Origin of the sequence: Streptococcus mitis (assembly GCF_946188585.1) — a bacterium.
Taxonomy (GTDB): Bacteria; Bacillota; Bacilli; order Lactobacillales; family Streptococcaceae; genus Streptococcus; species Streptococcus mitis_DG.
This window is the reverse complement of the sequence record NZ_CAMHVI010000001.1, coordinates 99,942-115,779: the sequence shown is the minus strand read 5'-3', so window position 1 is coordinate 115,779 and position 15,838 is coordinate 99,942. Positions and strand designations below refer to the sequence as shown.

General features: G+C 40.2%; 14 protein-coding genes. 9 read left to right on the top strand and 5 right to left on the bottom strand.

Annotated features, from left to right (window positions below; genetic code table 11):
* Window positions 1-1,989 (top strand): ABC transporter permease, encoded by a 1,989-nt coding sequence (locus N8M66_RS00565; protein ID WP_261044969.1) that lies wholly within the window; start codon window positions 1-3, stop codon window positions 1,987-1,989.
* Window positions 1,990-2,031: 42 nt separating this feature from the next.
* On the opposite strand, the gene N8M66_RS00560 is transcribed toward N8M66_RS00565, so the two are convergent.
* Entirely contained in the window at window positions 2,032-2,727 is a 696-nt protein-coding gene (locus tag N8M66_RS00560; protein ID WP_261044967.1) for a VIT1/CCC1 transporter family protein, read from the bottom strand.
* Window positions 2,728-2,956: 229 nt separating this feature from the next.
* Here N8M66_RS00560 and N8M66_RS00555 point away from each other — a divergent pair, with 229 nt between their 5' ends.
* Genes N8M66_RS00555 through ftsY form a run of 3 tightly spaced genes read left to right on the top strand, consistent with a single transcriptional unit; the run spans window position 2,957 to window position 5,859 of the window.
* A complete protein-coding gene (locus N8M66_RS00555) occupies window positions 2,957-3,748 on the top strand; it encodes a Cof-type HAD-IIB family hydrolase (RefSeq protein WP_261044966.1) in 792 nt (263 codons plus the stop codon).
* Window positions 3,748-4,566 carry a Cof-type HAD-IIB family hydrolase gene (locus tag N8M66_RS00550; RefSeq protein ID WP_261044964.1) on the top strand — a complete coding sequence of 273 codons (819 nt, stop codon included), beginning with the start codon at window positions 3,748-3,750 and terminating at the stop codon, window positions 4,564-4,566. The genes N8M66_RS00555 and N8M66_RS00550 overlap by 1 nt, the downstream gene beginning before the upstream one ends.
* Window positions 4,567-4,569: 3 nt before the next feature.
* Complete coding sequence (gene ftsY / locus N8M66_RS00545; protein WP_261044962.1) at window positions 4,570-5,859, top strand: signal recognition particle-docking protein FtsY; 1,290 nt, start codon at window positions 4,570-4,572, stop codon at window positions 5,857-5,859.
* 45 nt (window positions 5,860-5,904) lie between these two features.
* On the opposite strand, the gene zwf is transcribed toward ftsY, so the two are convergent.
* The 3 genes from zwf to N8M66_RS00530 all read right to left on the bottom strand — a co-directional run bounded on the left by zwf (window position 5,905) and on the right by N8M66_RS00530 (window position 10,448).
* Window positions 5,905-7,392, bottom strand: a complete 1,488-nt coding sequence (gene zwf / locus N8M66_RS00540; protein WP_000096104.1) for a glucose-6-phosphate dehydrogenase — start codon at window positions 7,390-7,392, stop codon at window positions 5,905-5,907.
* Between the two features lie 150 nt (window positions 7,393-7,542).
* Window positions 7,543-8,283: an amino acid ABC transporter ATP-binding protein gene (locus N8M66_RS00535; RefSeq protein WP_001096316.1), complete on the bottom strand. Its 741-nt coding sequence runs from the start codon at window positions 8,281-8,283 to the stop codon at window positions 7,543-7,545.
* Window positions 8,283-10,448 carry an ABC transporter substrate-binding protein/permease gene (locus N8M66_RS00530; RefSeq protein WP_261044960.1) on the bottom strand — a complete coding sequence of 722 codons (2,166 nt, stop codon included), beginning with the start codon at window positions 10,446-10,448 and terminating at the stop codon, window positions 8,283-8,285. Before N8M66_RS00530 ends, N8M66_RS00535 begins: the two co-directional genes overlap by 1 nt.
* A 172-nt stretch (window positions 10,449-10,620) precedes the next feature.
* Between N8M66_RS00530 and N8M66_RS00525 the strand changes: the two genes are divergently transcribed.
* The 5 genes from N8M66_RS00525 to N8M66_RS00505 all read left to right on the top strand — a co-directional run bounded on the left by N8M66_RS00525 (window position 10,621) and on the right by N8M66_RS00505 (window position 15,318).
* Window positions 10,621-11,574 (top strand): CPBP family intramembrane glutamic endopeptidase, encoded by a 954-nt coding sequence (locus tag N8M66_RS00525; RefSeq protein WP_261044959.1) that lies wholly within the window; start codon window positions 10,621-10,623, stop codon window positions 11,572-11,574.
* Window positions 11,575-11,650: 76 nt separating this feature from the next.
* The gene (gene uvrB, locus N8M66_RS00520; protein WP_261044958.1) at window positions 11,651-13,639 is read left to right on the top strand and encodes an excinuclease ABC subunit UvrB; all 1,989 of its coding nucleotides are present in this window, start codon (window positions 11,651-11,653) and stop codon (window positions 13,637-13,639) included.
* Between the two features lie 9 nt (window positions 13,640-13,648).
* Complete coding sequence (locus N8M66_RS00515; RefSeq protein ID WP_261044956.1) at window positions 13,649-14,275, top strand: NAD(P)H-dependent oxidoreductase; 627 nt, start codon at window positions 13,649-13,651, stop codon at window positions 14,273-14,275.
* 14 nt (window positions 14,276-14,289) lie between these two features.
* Window positions 14,290-14,778 (top strand): GNAT family N-acetyltransferase, encoded by a 489-nt coding sequence (locus N8M66_RS00510; protein WP_261044955.1) that lies wholly within the window; start codon window positions 14,290-14,292, stop codon window positions 14,776-14,778.
* A 72-nt stretch (window positions 14,779-14,850) separates the two neighbouring features.
* Window positions 14,851-15,318, top strand: coding sequence for an 8-oxo-dGTP diphosphatase (locus N8M66_RS00505; RefSeq protein ID WP_261044953.1), 468 nt, complete (start codon window positions 14,851-14,853; stop codon window positions 15,316-15,318).
* On the opposite strand, the gene N8M66_RS00500 is transcribed toward N8M66_RS00505, so the two are convergent.
* Complete coding sequence (locus tag N8M66_RS00500; protein ID WP_261044951.1) at window positions 15,315-15,830, bottom strand: transcription repressor NadR; 516 nt, start codon at window positions 15,828-15,830, stop codon at window positions 15,315-15,317. The genes N8M66_RS00505 and N8M66_RS00500 overlap by 4 nt on opposite strands.
* Window positions 15,831-15,838 lie beyond the last annotated feature (8 nt).

Genomic DNA, 15,838 nt, shown 5'->3' with positions numbered 1-15,838 from the left:
ATGTTTCGATTAACCAATAAGTTAGCGGTATCGAACTTGATTAAAAACCGCAAACTCTACTATCCTTTTGCGCTGGCTGTTCTCTTGGCAGTCACCGTCACCTATCTCTTTTACTCTCTAACCTTCAATCCCAAGATTTCGGAAATCCGTGGAGGGACAACCATTCAAGCTACACTTGGATTTGGTATGTTTGTCGTCACCCTTGCGTCAGCTATTATTGTCCTTTACGCTAATAGTTTTGTTATGAAAAACCGTTCCAAGGAACTGGGGATTTATGGCATGTTGGGCTTGGAGAAGCGCCATCTGATTAGTATGACCTTTAAAGAGTTGGTGCTATTTGGAATTCTAACTGTTGGAGCAGGTATCGGTATTGGAGCCTTGTTTGACAAGTTGATTTTCGCCTTCTTACTCAAACTGATGAAATTGAAGGTAGAACTAGTCGCTACCTTCCAGATGAATGTTGTCATTGCAGTACTTGTTGTCTTTGGATTGATTTTCCTAGGCCTCATGTTCCTGAATGCCCTTCGAATCGCCCGTATGAATGCTCTCCAGCTTTCTCGTGAAAAAGCTAGTGGTGAGAAAAAAGGTCGCTTCCTTCCTCTTCAAACTATTCTTGGTTCTATTAGCTTAGGAATTGGATATTATCTTTCCCTTACCGTAAAAGATCCCCTTACAGCCCTAACAACCTTCTTCTTAGCTGTTTTGCTGGTTATCTTTGGTACTTATCTATTGTTTAATGCAGGAATTACCGTTTTCCTTCAAATCTTAAAGAAAAACAAGAAGTACTATTACCAACCAAATAATCTTATCTCAGTGTCTAACTTGATTTTCCGTATGAAGAAAAATGCGGTTGGACTAGCAACTATCGCAATTTTGTCAACAATGGTTTTGGTAACCATGTCAGCAGCGACAAGCATTTTCAATGCCTCAGAATCCTTTAAAAAAGTGATGAATCCGCATGACTTTGGAATTACTGGACAAAATGTTGAAAAAGAAGATTTGGACAAACTCTTGAGCCAGTTTGCAAGTGACAAAGGTTATAGTGTCAAAGAGAAAGAAGTGCTTCGTTACAGTAACTTTGGTATTGCAAATCAAGAAGGAACCAAGTTAACCATTTTTGAAAGGGGACAAAATCGTGTCCAACCTAAAACAGTCTTCATGGTATTTGACCAAAAAGACTATGAAAATATGACTGGTCAGAAGCTTTCTCTATCAGGCAATGAGGTCGGCCTCTTCGCTAAGAATGATGGACTGAAAGGACAGAAAGCTCTAACTCTAAATAACCATCAATTTTCTGTAAAAGAAGAATTTAATACAGATTTTATTGTGAACCATGTCCCAAATCAGTTTAATATTTTTACTACTGATTACAATTACCTTGTTGTACCTGATTTACAAGCATTTTTAGACCAATTTCCAGATTCGGCTATCTATAATCAGCTTTACGGTGGTATAAATGTAAATATCAGTGAAGAAGAACAACTCAAAGTCGCTGAAGAATATGAAAAATACTTACAAAAGTTTAATGCTCAATTAAACACTGAAGGTAGCTATGTATATGGTAGCAATCTAGCAGATGCTAGTGCTCAGATGAGTGCCCTCTTTGGTGGTGTCTTCTTTATCGGTATTTTCCTATCCATTATCTTTATGGTCGGAACTGTTCTGGTCATCTACTACAAACAAATTTCTGAAGGATATGAAGACCGTGAGCGCTTTATTATCTTGCAGAAAGTTGGTTTAGATCAAAAGCAAATCAAGCAAACCATCAACAAACAGGTTTTAACTGTATTCTTCCTTCCTTTACTTTTTGCCTTCATACATCTAGCCTTTGCCTACCATATGCTTAGTCTGATTTTAAAAGTGATTGGTGTAATAGATACGACTATGATGTTGATTGTGACCTTGTCTATCTGCGCTATCTTCCTCATCGCCTATGTGCTGATTTTCATGATTACTTCAAGAAGTTATCGCAAGATTGTCCAAATGTAAAAAAAGATACCTCGACTTCAACATCGAGGTATTTCTTGTATTTTAAATGCTGAAAAGTTGTCCGAGTAAGAAGGTAACTCCCATAGTCAAGAGACCAATAGCAAGGTTTCGAATCATAGCTGTTTTGGTTGGAGCCTTTCCAAGTCTGGCACTAGTGTAACCAGTGAGAAGAAGGGCCACACCGACGATAAGGACAGTAGCAGGGATGCGGTAATCACTTGGGAAAATGGTCACTGAGAGCATTGGAGGCAAACTTCCAAGGAAAAAAGAAATAAAGCTAGAGATGGCAGCATGCCAAGGATTGGTAAACTCTTCATACTCAATCCCATATTTTTCCTCTACCAAAGCCTTGAGCGGATTATTTAAAAAGGCTTTGTTGGTGAGAAGTTGGGCTGATGTTTCACACTCACCATTTTGGATATAAGCAGTATAGAGAGACTTTTTGGCTAGCTCCATATCTTGGTCTAGCAAGAGTTTCTCACGCGCAACGGCTGCTTCCTCGGTATCTTTTTGAGTTGAAACAGATACATATTCTCCACCAGCCATTGAAAAGGCACCAGCTAAGATAGCCGCAAAACCTGATAAAAAGATAATCCAGATATTGCTCGTAGCACTGGCAACCCCGATAACCACACCAGCAATGGAAATAATTCCATCGTTGGCACCAAGAACACCCGCACGCAGGATATTTAAACGACCTGCAAAATTTGAATCGATTTCGTGATTTGTTTCTGACATACTATTCTCCTTTTTATCCAGTATAAAGGAAAAATATAAGGAAATCAATCTTTTAAAAGTATCTGAAAAAAGTTGCACGATTTTAATTTTACGAGCTTTTTAAAAGTTAGAAACAGCACTAGCTAGTAGAGAAGGATAAAAGAGAAGCAAAGCTGATAGACTAGTCCTTTTTCTAGTTATCTATGGTATAATAGGAGGTAGATTTACTAATCGGAGTAAGAAAGATTTTATGATTAAACTAGTAGCAACGGATATGGACGGAACCTTCCTAGATGGGAATGGATGCTTTGATATGGACCGCCTCAAGTCTATCTTGGCTTCCTACAAGGAAAAAGGGATATACTTTGCGGTGGCTTCGGGGCGCGGATTTCTATCTTTAGAAAAACTATTTGCTGATGTTCGTGATGACATTATTTTCATCGCTGAAAATGGCAGTTTGGTAGAGTATCAAGGTCAGGACTTATATGAAGCGACCATGTCTCGTGACTTTTATCTGGCAACTTTTGAAAAGCTGAAAACGTCACCTTATGTAGATATCAATAAACTGCTCTTGACGGGTAAGAAGGGTTCATATGTTCTAGATACGGTTGATGCAACCTATTTGAAACAGAGTCAGCATTATAATGAAAATATCCAAAAAGTAGCGAGTCTGGAAGATATTACAGATGACATTTTCAAATTTACGACCAACTTCACAGAAGAAACGCTTGAAGCTGGGGAGGCTTGGGTCAATGAAAATGTCCCTGGTGTTAAGGCCATGACAACTGGCTTTGAATCCATTGATATTGTTCTGGACTATGTCGATAAGGGTGTGGCCATTGTTGAATTAGCTAAAAAACTTGGTATCACAATGGATCAGGTTCTGGCTTTTGGAGATAATCTAAATGACTTGCATATGATGCAGGTTGTAGGACATCCTGTAGCTCCTGAAAATGCACGACCTGAAATTTTAGAATTAGCAGAGACTGTGATTGGTCACCATAAGGACCAGTCGGTTATAGCTTATATGGAGGGATTATAATGGCAGATATAAAATTGATTGCATTGGACTTGGACGGGACCTTGCTGACTACTGATAAAAGGCTGACGGATCGTACCAAGGAAACCTTGAAAGCTGCGCGTGATCGTGGTATCAAGGTCGTATTGACAACTGGTCGTCCCTTAAAAGCCATGGATTTCTTTCTCCATGAGCTAGGGACTGACGGCCACGAAGATGAGTATACGATTACTTTTAATGGTGGTTTAGTTCAGAAAAATACAGGTGAAATCCTTGATAAAACAGTCTTTTTATATGATGATGTGGCACGATTGTATGAGGAAACAGAGAAATTATCACTGCCTCTTGATGCTATCTCAGAAGGAACTGTTTATCAAATCCAATCGGACCAAGAAAGTCTTTATGCCAAATTCAATCCAGCATTGACTTTTGTACAAGTTGACTTTGAAGACTTGTCTAGTCAAATGACCTACAACAAATGCGTAACTGCCTTTGCTCAAGAACCCTTGGATACAGCTATTCAGAAGATTTCTCCAGAGTTGTTTGACCAATATGAAATCTTTAAATCACGTGAAATGTTGCTAGAGTGGTCACCAAAGAATGTTCACAAAGCAACAGGCTTGGCCAAACTAATCAGCCATCTGGGAATTGTTCAAAGTCAAGTTATGGCCTGTGGTGATGAAGCCAATGACCTTTCTATGATTGAATGGGCAGGGCTCGGTGTTGCCATGCAAAATGCTGTTCCTGAAGTCAAGGCAGTCGCAAATGTGGTGACCCCAATGACCAATGATGAGGAAGCTGTTGCCTGGGCTATCGAAGAATACGTGCTAAAGGAGAACTAAGATATGGGATTGTTTGACCGTCTATTCGGAAAAAAAGAAGAACCTAAAATCGAAGAAGTTGTAAAAGAAGCTCTGGAAAATCTTGATTTGTCTGAAGATACTGAGCCTGCCCTTACAGAAGCTGAGGAAATTCTTCAAGAAGAAGCAGAGTTTGAAATTGTTGAACAAGCTGTGCTCCAAGAAGAGGAAATCCAAGACACAGTTGAAGAAAATAACAATTTAGAGCCAGTTGTAGAAGTTCCTCAAGAAGAAATAGAAGAATTGCTAAATTCAGAAGAAGTCCCAGAGGAAGAGAATCCTGAGCTCGAAGAAGCTGTAGAAGAAAATAATTCTGAAGTGCTTGAACCAGAAACGCCTCGAGTAGAAGAAACTGTTCAGGAAAAATATGACCGCAGTCTTAAGAAAACTCGTACAGGCTTCGGTGCCCGCTTGAATGCCTTCTTTGCTAACTTCCGCTCTGTTGACGAAGAATTTTTCGAGGAACTGGAAGAATTGCTGATCATGAGTGACGTTGGTGTCCAAGTCGCTTCTAACTTAACTGAGGAGCTACGCTACGAAGCCAAGCTTGAAAACGCCAAGAAACCTGATGCCCTTCGTCGCGTCATCATTGAGAAATTGGTTGAGCTGTATGAAAAGGATGGCAACTACGATGAAAGTATCCATTTCCAAGATGGCTTGACAGTCATGCTCTTTGTTGGGGTTAATGGTGTCGGGAAAACAACTTCTATCGGTAAACTAGCCCACCGTTATAAACAAGCTGGTAAGAAGGTCATGTTGGTTGCGGCAGATACCTTCCGTGCAGGCGCAGTCGCCCAGCTAGCTGAATGGGGTCGTCGTGTAGATGTTCCAGTAGTTACTGGACCTGAAAAAGCTGACCCAGCCAGTGTAGTCTTTGATGGCATGGAACGTGCTGTGGCTGAAGGTATCGATATTCTCATGATTGACACAGCTGGTCGTCTGCAAAACAAGGACAACCTCATGGCTGAGTTGGAAAAGATTGGCCGTATCATCAAACGTGTTGTGCCAGAAGCACCGCATGAAACCTTCTTAGCACTTGATGCTTCAACAGGTCAAAACGCTCTTGTACAGGCCAAAGAATTTTCGAAAATCACTCCTTTGACAGGAATTGTCTTGACTAAGATTGACGGAACAGCTCGAGGTGGTGTTGTTCTAGCCATCCGTGAAGAACTCAATATTCCTGTAAAATTGATTGGTTTTGGTGAAAAAATCGATGATATTGGAGAATTTAACTCAGAAAACTTTATGAAAGGTCTCTTGGAAGGCTTACTCTAATCAGAAACAAAAATCCTGCAAGGAACAAACTTGCAGGAAATTTTTTTATTCTAAACGACCATCTTGACGATAGGCGATATCTGGTTGCCAAGTCCATTTAGCACCGAATTTTTCAAGTAAGTCAAAGCTTGCTTGAGGTCCCATGCTTCCAGCTTTATAGTCATGAAGTGGGGCACCATTTTCAGCCCAGAGCTCTTCGATACGGTCAATCAATTTCCATGATGCACCAACCTCATCCCAGTGGCTAAAGTTAGTTGAGTTGTTATTTAAGACGTCATAGATCAATTTCTCGTATGGTTCTGGAGAAGCACCAGTTGCGGTCGCATCTGTACGGTAATCAAGTGAGTTAGGAGCCAAGTTGAATTCTTCTCCTACTTGCTTCCCATTTAGGCTAAGAGAGAAGCCTTCTGTTGGTTGGATATAGATGGTCAAAATGTTTGGAGCAAGTGGTTCCCCAAAGATAGAATCCATTTGTTTAAAGACGATGTTGACATGAGTTCCTTTTTCAGTCAGACGTTTACCAGTACGGAAGAAGAAAGGAACACCACGGAAGCGATCGCTGTTCACAAAGAAGGCACCAGATGCAAAGGTTTCAGTTGTAGATTCTGGATTTACATTTGGCTCGCTACGATAAGAGATGTATTTCATGCCATCAATCTTACCTGAACGGTATTGACCACGGATAAAGTGTTCTTTAAGCTCTTCATCAGTTGGATGATAGAGGTTTTTAAAGACCTTAATCTTTTCAGCACGAATCTCGTCTTTTGTGAAGCTTGCTGGCTTATCCATGGCAAGCAGAGAAAGCAGTTGCAAAGTATGGTTTTGTACCATGTCACGGAGGGCACCAGATTGGTCATAGTAGCCACCACGCTCTTCTACACCCAAGCGCTCTGCAAAGGTAATTTGAACATTATCGATAAAGTCCTTGTTCCAAACATTTTCAAAAATCAAGTTTGCAAAGCGAACTGCAAAGATACTTTGAATCATTTCCTTACCAAGATAATGGTCGATACGGAAAATTTGTTCTTCGTCAAATGTTGCTAGGAGTTCATCATTTAACTTGCTTGCAGTTGCGTAATCTGTACCAAATGGTTTCTCAACGATTAAACGCTCAAAACCTTTACCATCTACGATGTTTTCAGACTTGAGGTGTTTAGCAATAGTTCCAAAGAATTGAGGAGCCATAGACAAGAAGAAGAGCTTGTTGTGTTCAGCTTGGTACTTGTCATTTAGTTCAGCCTGTAATTGACGTAGAGCAATGTAGTGTTCTGTATCATTGACATCATGGCTTTGATAGTAGAAGTGACTAGCGAACTCCTGAGCTTGTTCGGTACTATCTGCCAAATCAAGGATAGATTCAACTACTACAGATTCAAAATATTCCTTGCTCCAAGGACGACGGGCAGTTCCAATAACGGCAAAGTGCTCGGAAAGATTGCCGGATTTATATAGTCTAAAAAGGGAAGGGTAGAGCTTGCGTTTAGCCAGGTCTCCACTCGCACCGAAAATTGTAACAATAACCTTAGATGACATCTAGCTACCTAATTTCTATTTTTATTCCTAGTCTTGCTAGGTATGAGGAAATCTCATTTCATAAACTTAATTCTAACATAATTTTCCGAAAAATCAAAAAATCCAATACGAGATAGAAAAAAACTGCAAGGAAATCCTTACAGTTTGAGTTTAAACGTTTAAGACCTTGTCCAAGAACTCTTTCAGACGAGGGTGTTGAGGGTTATCAAAGATTTGGTCAGGTGTTCCGTCTTCAAGGAACTCGCCATCTGCAGTAAAGATAACGCGGTTGGCAACCTGACGAGCAAATCCCATCTCATGAGTTACGATAATCATGGTCATGCCTTGCTCAGCCAATTCCTTCATAACGTTCAATACATCTCCAACCATCTCAGGGTCAAGGGCTGAAGTTGGTTCATCAAATAGCATAATGTCTGGATTCATTGCTAGTCCACGAGCGATGGCCACACGTTGTTTTTGACCACCTGATAGGCTATCTGGGTTAGCATTAGCTTTATCTGCTAGTCCAACCTTTTCAAGCAACTCCATTCCCAATTTCTCAGCTTCTTCCTTAGTCATCAACTTGTGCTCGATAGGAGCAAAGGTGATGTTGTCCAAAACAGACATATGTGGGAAGAGGTTGAAGTGTTGGAATACCATCCCAATATTTTCACGGACGTGGTCAACGTTGGTTGTTTTTTCAGTTAAGTCATAACCGTTCACAGTGATGTGACCACTAGTGACCTCTTCTAGAAGATTAAGGCTACGAAGGAAGGTTGACTTACCAGAACCTGAAGGACCGATGATACAAACAACATCGCCTTCATAGAACTTAGTCGTAATTCCTTTTAAAACTTCATTTTTACCATAGTGCTTGTGTAAATCATTTACATCAATTTTTAATTTTGCCATTAACGAATCCTCTTTTCTAAGCGTTTCGCTAGTCTAGTCAAAAGTGTGATAATTACAAGATAGAAGATAGCAAGGATTGCATACATCTTGAAACTTTGGTAGTTACGGGCAATGATAATCTTACCAGTTTGGAAGAGTTCAACTAAACCGATAGCAGATACGATAGTTGTATCTTTAAGAGCGATAACGAATTGGTTAACAAAGTTTGGCAACATCAATTTAGTTGCTTGTGGCAAGATAATCTTACGCATGGTTTTTCCATAAGAGATACCCAAGCTTCGGCTGGCTTCCATTTGACCAACTGGAACGGCCTGAATACCACCACGAACGATTTCAGCGATATAAGCGGCTGCATTGAGCGATAGGGCAATGGTACCAGCTACAAAGTCGTTAATTGGACTTTGTTGGCCTGTAATAGACTCAATGAAGTTTGGAATTCCCCAGAAGATGAAGGCTGCAAGAATCATCAATGGAATACCACGGATAACGTCAACGAAAATCTCAGAGATGACGCGAAGAGATTTGTATGGGCTAACGCTAAACATACCGAAGATAATCCCGATGACAATGGCAATAGCAAACGAGATAAGAGCTAGAGCAAGAGTGATACCAAGACCGCTAAGGAGTTGTTTGTAGTTGTTTTGGAGCAAGCCCCAGATTGTTGTTTCATCAACAGTGCTTGTTGAATCAGTTGAAGATTCGCTAGCTAGGTATTTATCAAGAATCTTTTGGAATTCACCGTTTGCTTTAAGGTTTGCAAGTCCGTTATTGAACATTTCAATCAATTCTGGATTTGCTCCTTTTTTAACAGCAAAGGCTGTTTCACCGATTGGAGTTCCAGCGATTGGAGTTTTCAATTTTTGCCCTTGGCTGATAGAATATTTGAGAACAGGCTCATCATCCATAACAGCATCAATAGCACCAGTATTTAAACTGTCATACATTGATGAACCATCAGCGAAGGTTTTGATTTTGTAACCGTATTTGCTTTGATTTTCTGTTAGGAAGGTTTGAGAAGCAGTTCCGTTTTTAACACCGACTGTCTTTCCTTTCAAATCTTCATAAGAAGAAATGGTACTTGATTCTTTGACACCAAGGATAGTATTGGCAGTGTAGTATGATTCTGAGAAGTCAAAAGTTGCCTTACGAGCATCTGTGACAGACATACCGGCAATGATACCATCAGCTTGACCAGCTTGGACAGCACTGATAGCTGCATCGAAACCAGGATTGGTAATTTCAATTTCAAAACCTTGGTCTTTAGCGATTGCCTTAATCAAGTCCATATCAATACCAGTAAATTGGTTGCTTGAGTTTTGGAACACAAAAGGTGCAAAAGAAGAATCACTGGCAATGATGTATTTAGCTTTAACAGGAGTTGCTTTTAGACCTGCTGCAGTCGTTGTAGTTGGTACTGCTGAAGAAGATGAAGCAGTCCATTTCTTGATGATTTTATCAAGACTACCATCTTTTTTCATTTCAGCCAAGGCTTGGTTAAATTCAGTAACTAGGTGCTCGTATTTGCTTCCTTTTTTAACACCGAAAGCAAAACTTCCTACAGCTTCACCATCCATTTCAATATGGAGGTCTTGACCTTGGTTAATAGCATACTCAATAACCGGTTTGTCATCCATCATGGCATCAATGGCACCAGCACTCAAGCTGTTGTTCATCAAATCACCAGTGTCAAATGTTTTAATACTAAAGCCATATTTGTCCTTGATACTTTCAAGGAAACGTTGAGCGGCTGTTCCGTTTTTAACACCAACAGTTTTACCTTTTAATTGGTCGTACTGACTAATCTTGTGTGACTTTGTAGTAGCAATGACAACTTTTGTATCATAGTAAGTATCAGACATGGTGAAAACTTTTTCACGTTCTGCAGTTTTTGTCATTCCAGCCATGATTGCGTCAGCTTGACCAGCTTGAACCGCATTTACTGCTGCGTCAAAACCAGGATAAGACATCTGAATGTTCCATCCTTTAATCTCAGCGACTTTGTTGATAATGTCAACATCAATTCCTTTATAAGTTTGATCTGAATCTTTAAACTCAAAAGGTGCATAGGCGGTATCAGAAACAATCTTAATCGTCTCAGCTTTCGCAATACCTAATGAGAAAATTGGGAATAAAATTAGCAAAAATGCTAGAAATTTTTTCTTCATTTTTAGTCTCCTTTTCCGAATATTTTCCCATTATATCAGAAAAAGTAAAAAAAGGCAAATTTTTATATTTCTGTGTTAGAAAATATAACATTGGATTTTCCTTTTCTTTCTTGAATTGCTACTATAAAGTGCTATAATAATAGTATATAATAGAAGAAGAGAGGACAGGAATATGAAGAACAAAAGGATATTTAAAGACTTCCAAGCTTCAAAAATGAATTTAAACATTTACACAAGCCCCTTGTTAGCCTTTGTTTTTGTCTTCATAGGAGAGTTTGTGGCTTATACTCTGTATGGTATTAGCTTGTTAGCTCTCATCGGACTTGCTAGAAATTTTGGAGAAGCTGGTCAAAATCTTGCAACCTACTTGCAGACCTTGCATCAGACCTTGACGGATCAATCAAGTGATTTTCGTTTAATTTTAGAATTGCTGTCCTTTGGTTTCGTTCTCAACACTGTGTTCAGATGGACTAGAAAAGTTGAGAAGAGACCTATTCGAACTTTAGGATTTTATAAAGAAAATTTCCTCAGCAATCTTCTTAAAGGATTTGGTCTAGGCCTGGCACTTTTCCTTCTGACCTTGTTAGGTTTAGTAGCCTTAGGGCAATATCGTTTTGATTCCTTTCACTTGAATCCTTATTCACTTGCCTTTGTCATTTTTACTATCCCATTTTGGATTTTACAGGGAACAACAGAAGAAGTGGTGGCTCGTGCTTGGCTCCTTCCTCAATTAGCATCAAGAACCAATCTAAAACTAGCTGTTCTTATATCTAGCCTGTTCTTTACCCTGCTTCATATGGGCAATTCTGGCCTCACGCCTCTATCTCTAGTAAATCTCTTTTTATTCGGAGTTGCCATGTCACTTTACCTACTCAAAACAGATACAGTTTGGGGTGTTGCAGGTATTCATGGCGCCTGGAATTTTGCTCAGGGAAATTTATTTGGGATTTTAGTTAGTGGTCAGCCGTCGGGTACATCGCTAATGACCTTTTTACCACAAGGTAATCAGAGCTGGCTATCAGGTGGCTCTTTTGGGATAGAAGGATCTATCATGACAAGTCTGGTCTTGCTACTGCTGATTGTCTATCTCGCCTATCAATTAAAGAAAGAAAATGAAAGGATGTGACTTAGGTCCGTCCTTTTCTTCGTGAAAATGATTCAAGTATGCTAAAATAGGAATAGCACATGGAGAGAGGATTCTTATGATCAATCGCATTACAGATAATCAATTTAAACTAGTATCAAAATATCAACCATCAGGAGATCAACCACAAGCTATCGAGCAGTTGGTTGATAATATAGAGGGTGGAGAAAAAGCTCAGATTCTGATGGGGGCGACTGGAACAGGGAAGACCTATACCATGAGTCAGGTCATTTCCAAAGTCAATAAACCCACTCTGGTCATTGCTCACAATAAGACTCTGGCAGGACAGCTATATGGGGAGTTTAAAGAATTTTTCCCTGAGAATGCTGTTGAGTACTTTGTGTCTTACTATGATTATTACCAGCCAGAGGCCTATGTTCCTTCTAGTGATACCTATATTGAGAAGGACAGCTCTGTCAATGACGAGATTGACAAGCTCCGCCATTCAGCGACTTCAGCCCTTTTGGAGCGTAATGATGTCATTGTTGTGGCTTCAGTCTCTTGTATCTATGGTTTAGGTTCGCCCAAGGAATACGCTGATAGCGTAGTTAGTCTCCGTCCAGGTCTGGAGATTTCTCGTGATAAACTTTTGAATGATTTGGTTGATATCCAGTTTGAGCGAAACGATATTGATTTTCAACGGGGAAGATTTCGCGTTCGTGGGGATGTGGTGGAGATTTTCCCAGCTTCCAGAGATGAACATGCATTTCGAGTAGAATTTTTTGGTGATGAGATTGACCGAATCCGTGAGGTTGAGGCTTTGACAGGTCAGGTATTGGGAGAAGTGGATCATTTGGCGATTTTCCCAGCTACTCACTTTGTGACCAATGATGACCACATGGAAGTTGCCATTGCCAAGATTCAGGCCGAGTTGGAGGAGCAGTTAGCTATCTTTGAAAAGGAAGGCAAATTACTTGAAGCCCAGCGCTTGAAACAACGGACAGAGTACGATATCGAAATGCTGCGTGAGATGGGCTATACCAACGGGGTTGAAAACTATTCACGCCTCATGGATGGACGGAGCGAAGGTGAGCCTCCTTATACGCTCTTAGATTTCTTCCCAGATGATTTCTTGATTATGATTGATGAGAGCCACATGACCATGGGGCAGATCAAGGGCATGTACAATGGAGACCGCTCTCGTAAGGAAATGCTGGTTAATTATGGTTTCCGTTTGCCGTCTGCTCTTGACAATCGTCCTCTCCGTCGTGAGGAGTTTGAAAGTCATGTGCACCAGATTGTTTACGTTTCAGCGACACCTGGTGACTATGAAAATGAACAGACTGAGACAGTGATTGAGCAAATCATTCGTCCGACAGGGCTTTTGGATCCTGAGGTGGAAGTACGTCCGACCATGGGACAGATTGATGACCTCTTAGGTGAAATCAATGCCCGTGTTGAAAAGAATGAACGAACCTTTATCACAACCTTGACCAAGAAAATGGCAGAGGACTTAACCGACTACTTCAAGGAAATGGGTATCAAGGTCAAGTACATGCACTCGGATATCAAGACCTTGGAACGGACGGAGATTATCCGTGACCTGCGCTTGGGTGTCTTTGATGTCTTGGTCGGAATCAACCTCCTTCGTGAAGGGATTGACGTACCCGAAGTAAGCTTGGTTGCCATTCTCGATGCTGACAAGGAAGGTTTCCTTCGTAACGAGCGTGGACTCATCCAGACCATTGGACGTGCTGCCCGTAACAGCGAAGGCCATGTCATCATGTACGCTGACACAGTTACCCAGTCTATGCAACGTGCTATCGATGAAACTGCTCGCCGTCGCAAAATCCAGATGGCCTATAATGAAGAACACGGTATTGTGCCTCAGACAATCAAGAAAGAAATCCGTGATCTGATTGCTGTGACCAAGGCAGTTGCCAAGGAAGAAGAAAAAGAAGTCGATATCAATAGTCTCAACAAACAAGAACGCAAAGAACTTGTCAAGAAACTAGAAAAACAAATGCAAGAAGCTGTCGAAGTGCTTGACTTTGAACTCGCAGCTCAGATCCGTGATATGATGCTGGAAGTCAAGGCGTTGGATTAGGGGAATTTTATGAATATTTTAGTTATTAATGGACATCCTGATAAAGAAAGTTACTGCCAAGCAATTTTTCAAACGATTGTAGAAAATATAGACTCAAAGAGACATGAACTTGAAATGATTAATCTTAATGAGGAAGAGTTTGATCCTGTTTTACGTTATGGTTATCGACAAAGGATGGAGGACGATCCGTTTATTCTACGATCTCAGGAATTAATTCAGTGGGCAGATCATTTCATTTTTGTTTATCCAATTTGGTGGAGTAGTATGCCTAGTCTATTGAAGGGGTGGATTGATCGTGTTTTTACGCCAGGCATTGCATACTCAGCAAATAATCGAGGAAGCTTTATTTTGAACTACTTGAGAGGTAATCAGTTTAAAAAGTTACTAAAAGGAAAAACAGCTAGTATTTATGCAACATCTATGGCACCAACTTGGTGGTACAAAGTATTTTCAGGTCCAGTTAACATTCCAGACAGTTATGGGATATCAGTATTAAAGAATGCTGTATTAAATCACTGTGGCATAAAAACAAAGAGGGTTTCAATCTTAGGAGAGTTAGGCCGTGAAGTGAATACAAGTTCAACAAGAGAAAAATTTCTACAAAAAGTAGCAAAGGAAGTCAGACTGTTGGATTAAGGAGAAGAAAATAAATGACGGTTATTATCAAATTAATGGAAACTCCAGAAGAGATAGAAGGTAAATCACTTGTTCACTGGCAAACGTGGAGAGAGGCTTATGACAATCTTTTGCCTGCAGAATTTCAGGAGACAATGACATTAGAAAGATGTCGATTTTTTAGTCAAAAGTATTCAGAAAATACATTGATTGCGATAGATGGCATGAAGGTAGTTGGTTTTATCAGTTATGGAAACTTTCGTGATGAGACTATTCAAGCTGGTGAAATTATTGCTTTATATGTTTTAAAAGACTATTATGGAAAAGGTATCGCACAAAAGCTAGTGAAAGTAGCTTTGACTGCTCTTGATTCTTTTTCTGAAATTTTCTTATGGGTATTGAAAGATAATAAGCGCGCCATTGCTTTCTATCAAAAAATGGGTTTTACTTTTGATGGTCAAGAAAAAATACTTGAACTTGGAAAGCCTATAAAGGAAAAACGGATGGTGTTCTATTCTAAATAATTTTAAAAAGTAGAAGCTAGAATCTCTGGAACCAAATCTGAAAATTTAATAACTTAGAAAGCGAGTAAATTTATGTCCCGTTCCCAATTAACGATTTTAACAAACATTTGTCTGATTGAAGACATCGAAACCCAGAGCGTGGTGATGCAGTATCGCGCTCCTGAAAACAATCGCTGGTCTGGATATGCCTTTCCAGGAGGCCATGTAGAAAACGGCGAGTCTTTCGCAGAGTCTGTCATTCGTGAAATATATGAAGAAACAGGGTTGACTATCCAAAATCCTCAACTTGTCGGCATTAAAAATTGGCCACTAGATACAGGTGGGCGCTATATTGTCGTTTGTTATAAGGCAACTGAGTTCTCTGGTACCCTTCGCTCTTCAGATGAAGGAGAAGTTTCTTGGGTGCAAAAAGACCAGATTCCAAACTTGGATCTGGCCTATGATATGCTACCTTTGATGGAGATGATGGAAGCTCCGGACAAATCTGAATTTTTCTACCCTCGCCGTACTGAAGATGGTTGGGAGAAGGAAATCTTTTAGTCTTTTACTAAATAACCAAGCTGATCCAAGGCCTCCTCGATATAGTGGAGGTCTTGTTGTGTTTCGGCTTCGACTAGATGGTAGTGGATACCATCTGTTAATTCAGACAGAGGTCTAAAGTCTGAATGCTCGACTTGTTCTAGAAAATGCTGAACATCTCGGCGACAAGACAGTTTAAGTAAGGTTTCAATTTCTCCATAGACGGGATGGTCAATCAAGGTGTTTTGAACACGTCCACCATTATCTACGATGGCAAGGAGTTCTTGACCCATTTCTTCAACTTCATGTTTCACTTTAAAAAGTTTGTGGACGTATGGATTAACATCAACTTGCTTATAGACGTAGCCACGATTGGTGGATAGGATAGGAGCGCCATCGGCTCTTAAAATTGCAATGTCCTGTACAATGACCTGACGTGTGACATGAAAATGTTCCGCCAAACTTTGGCCATTAAGGGCTTTAGGAGCTTCTTTCAAGAGTTGGAGCAGAGCTTGTTTGCGATCTTTTGTCATAGTTCTTC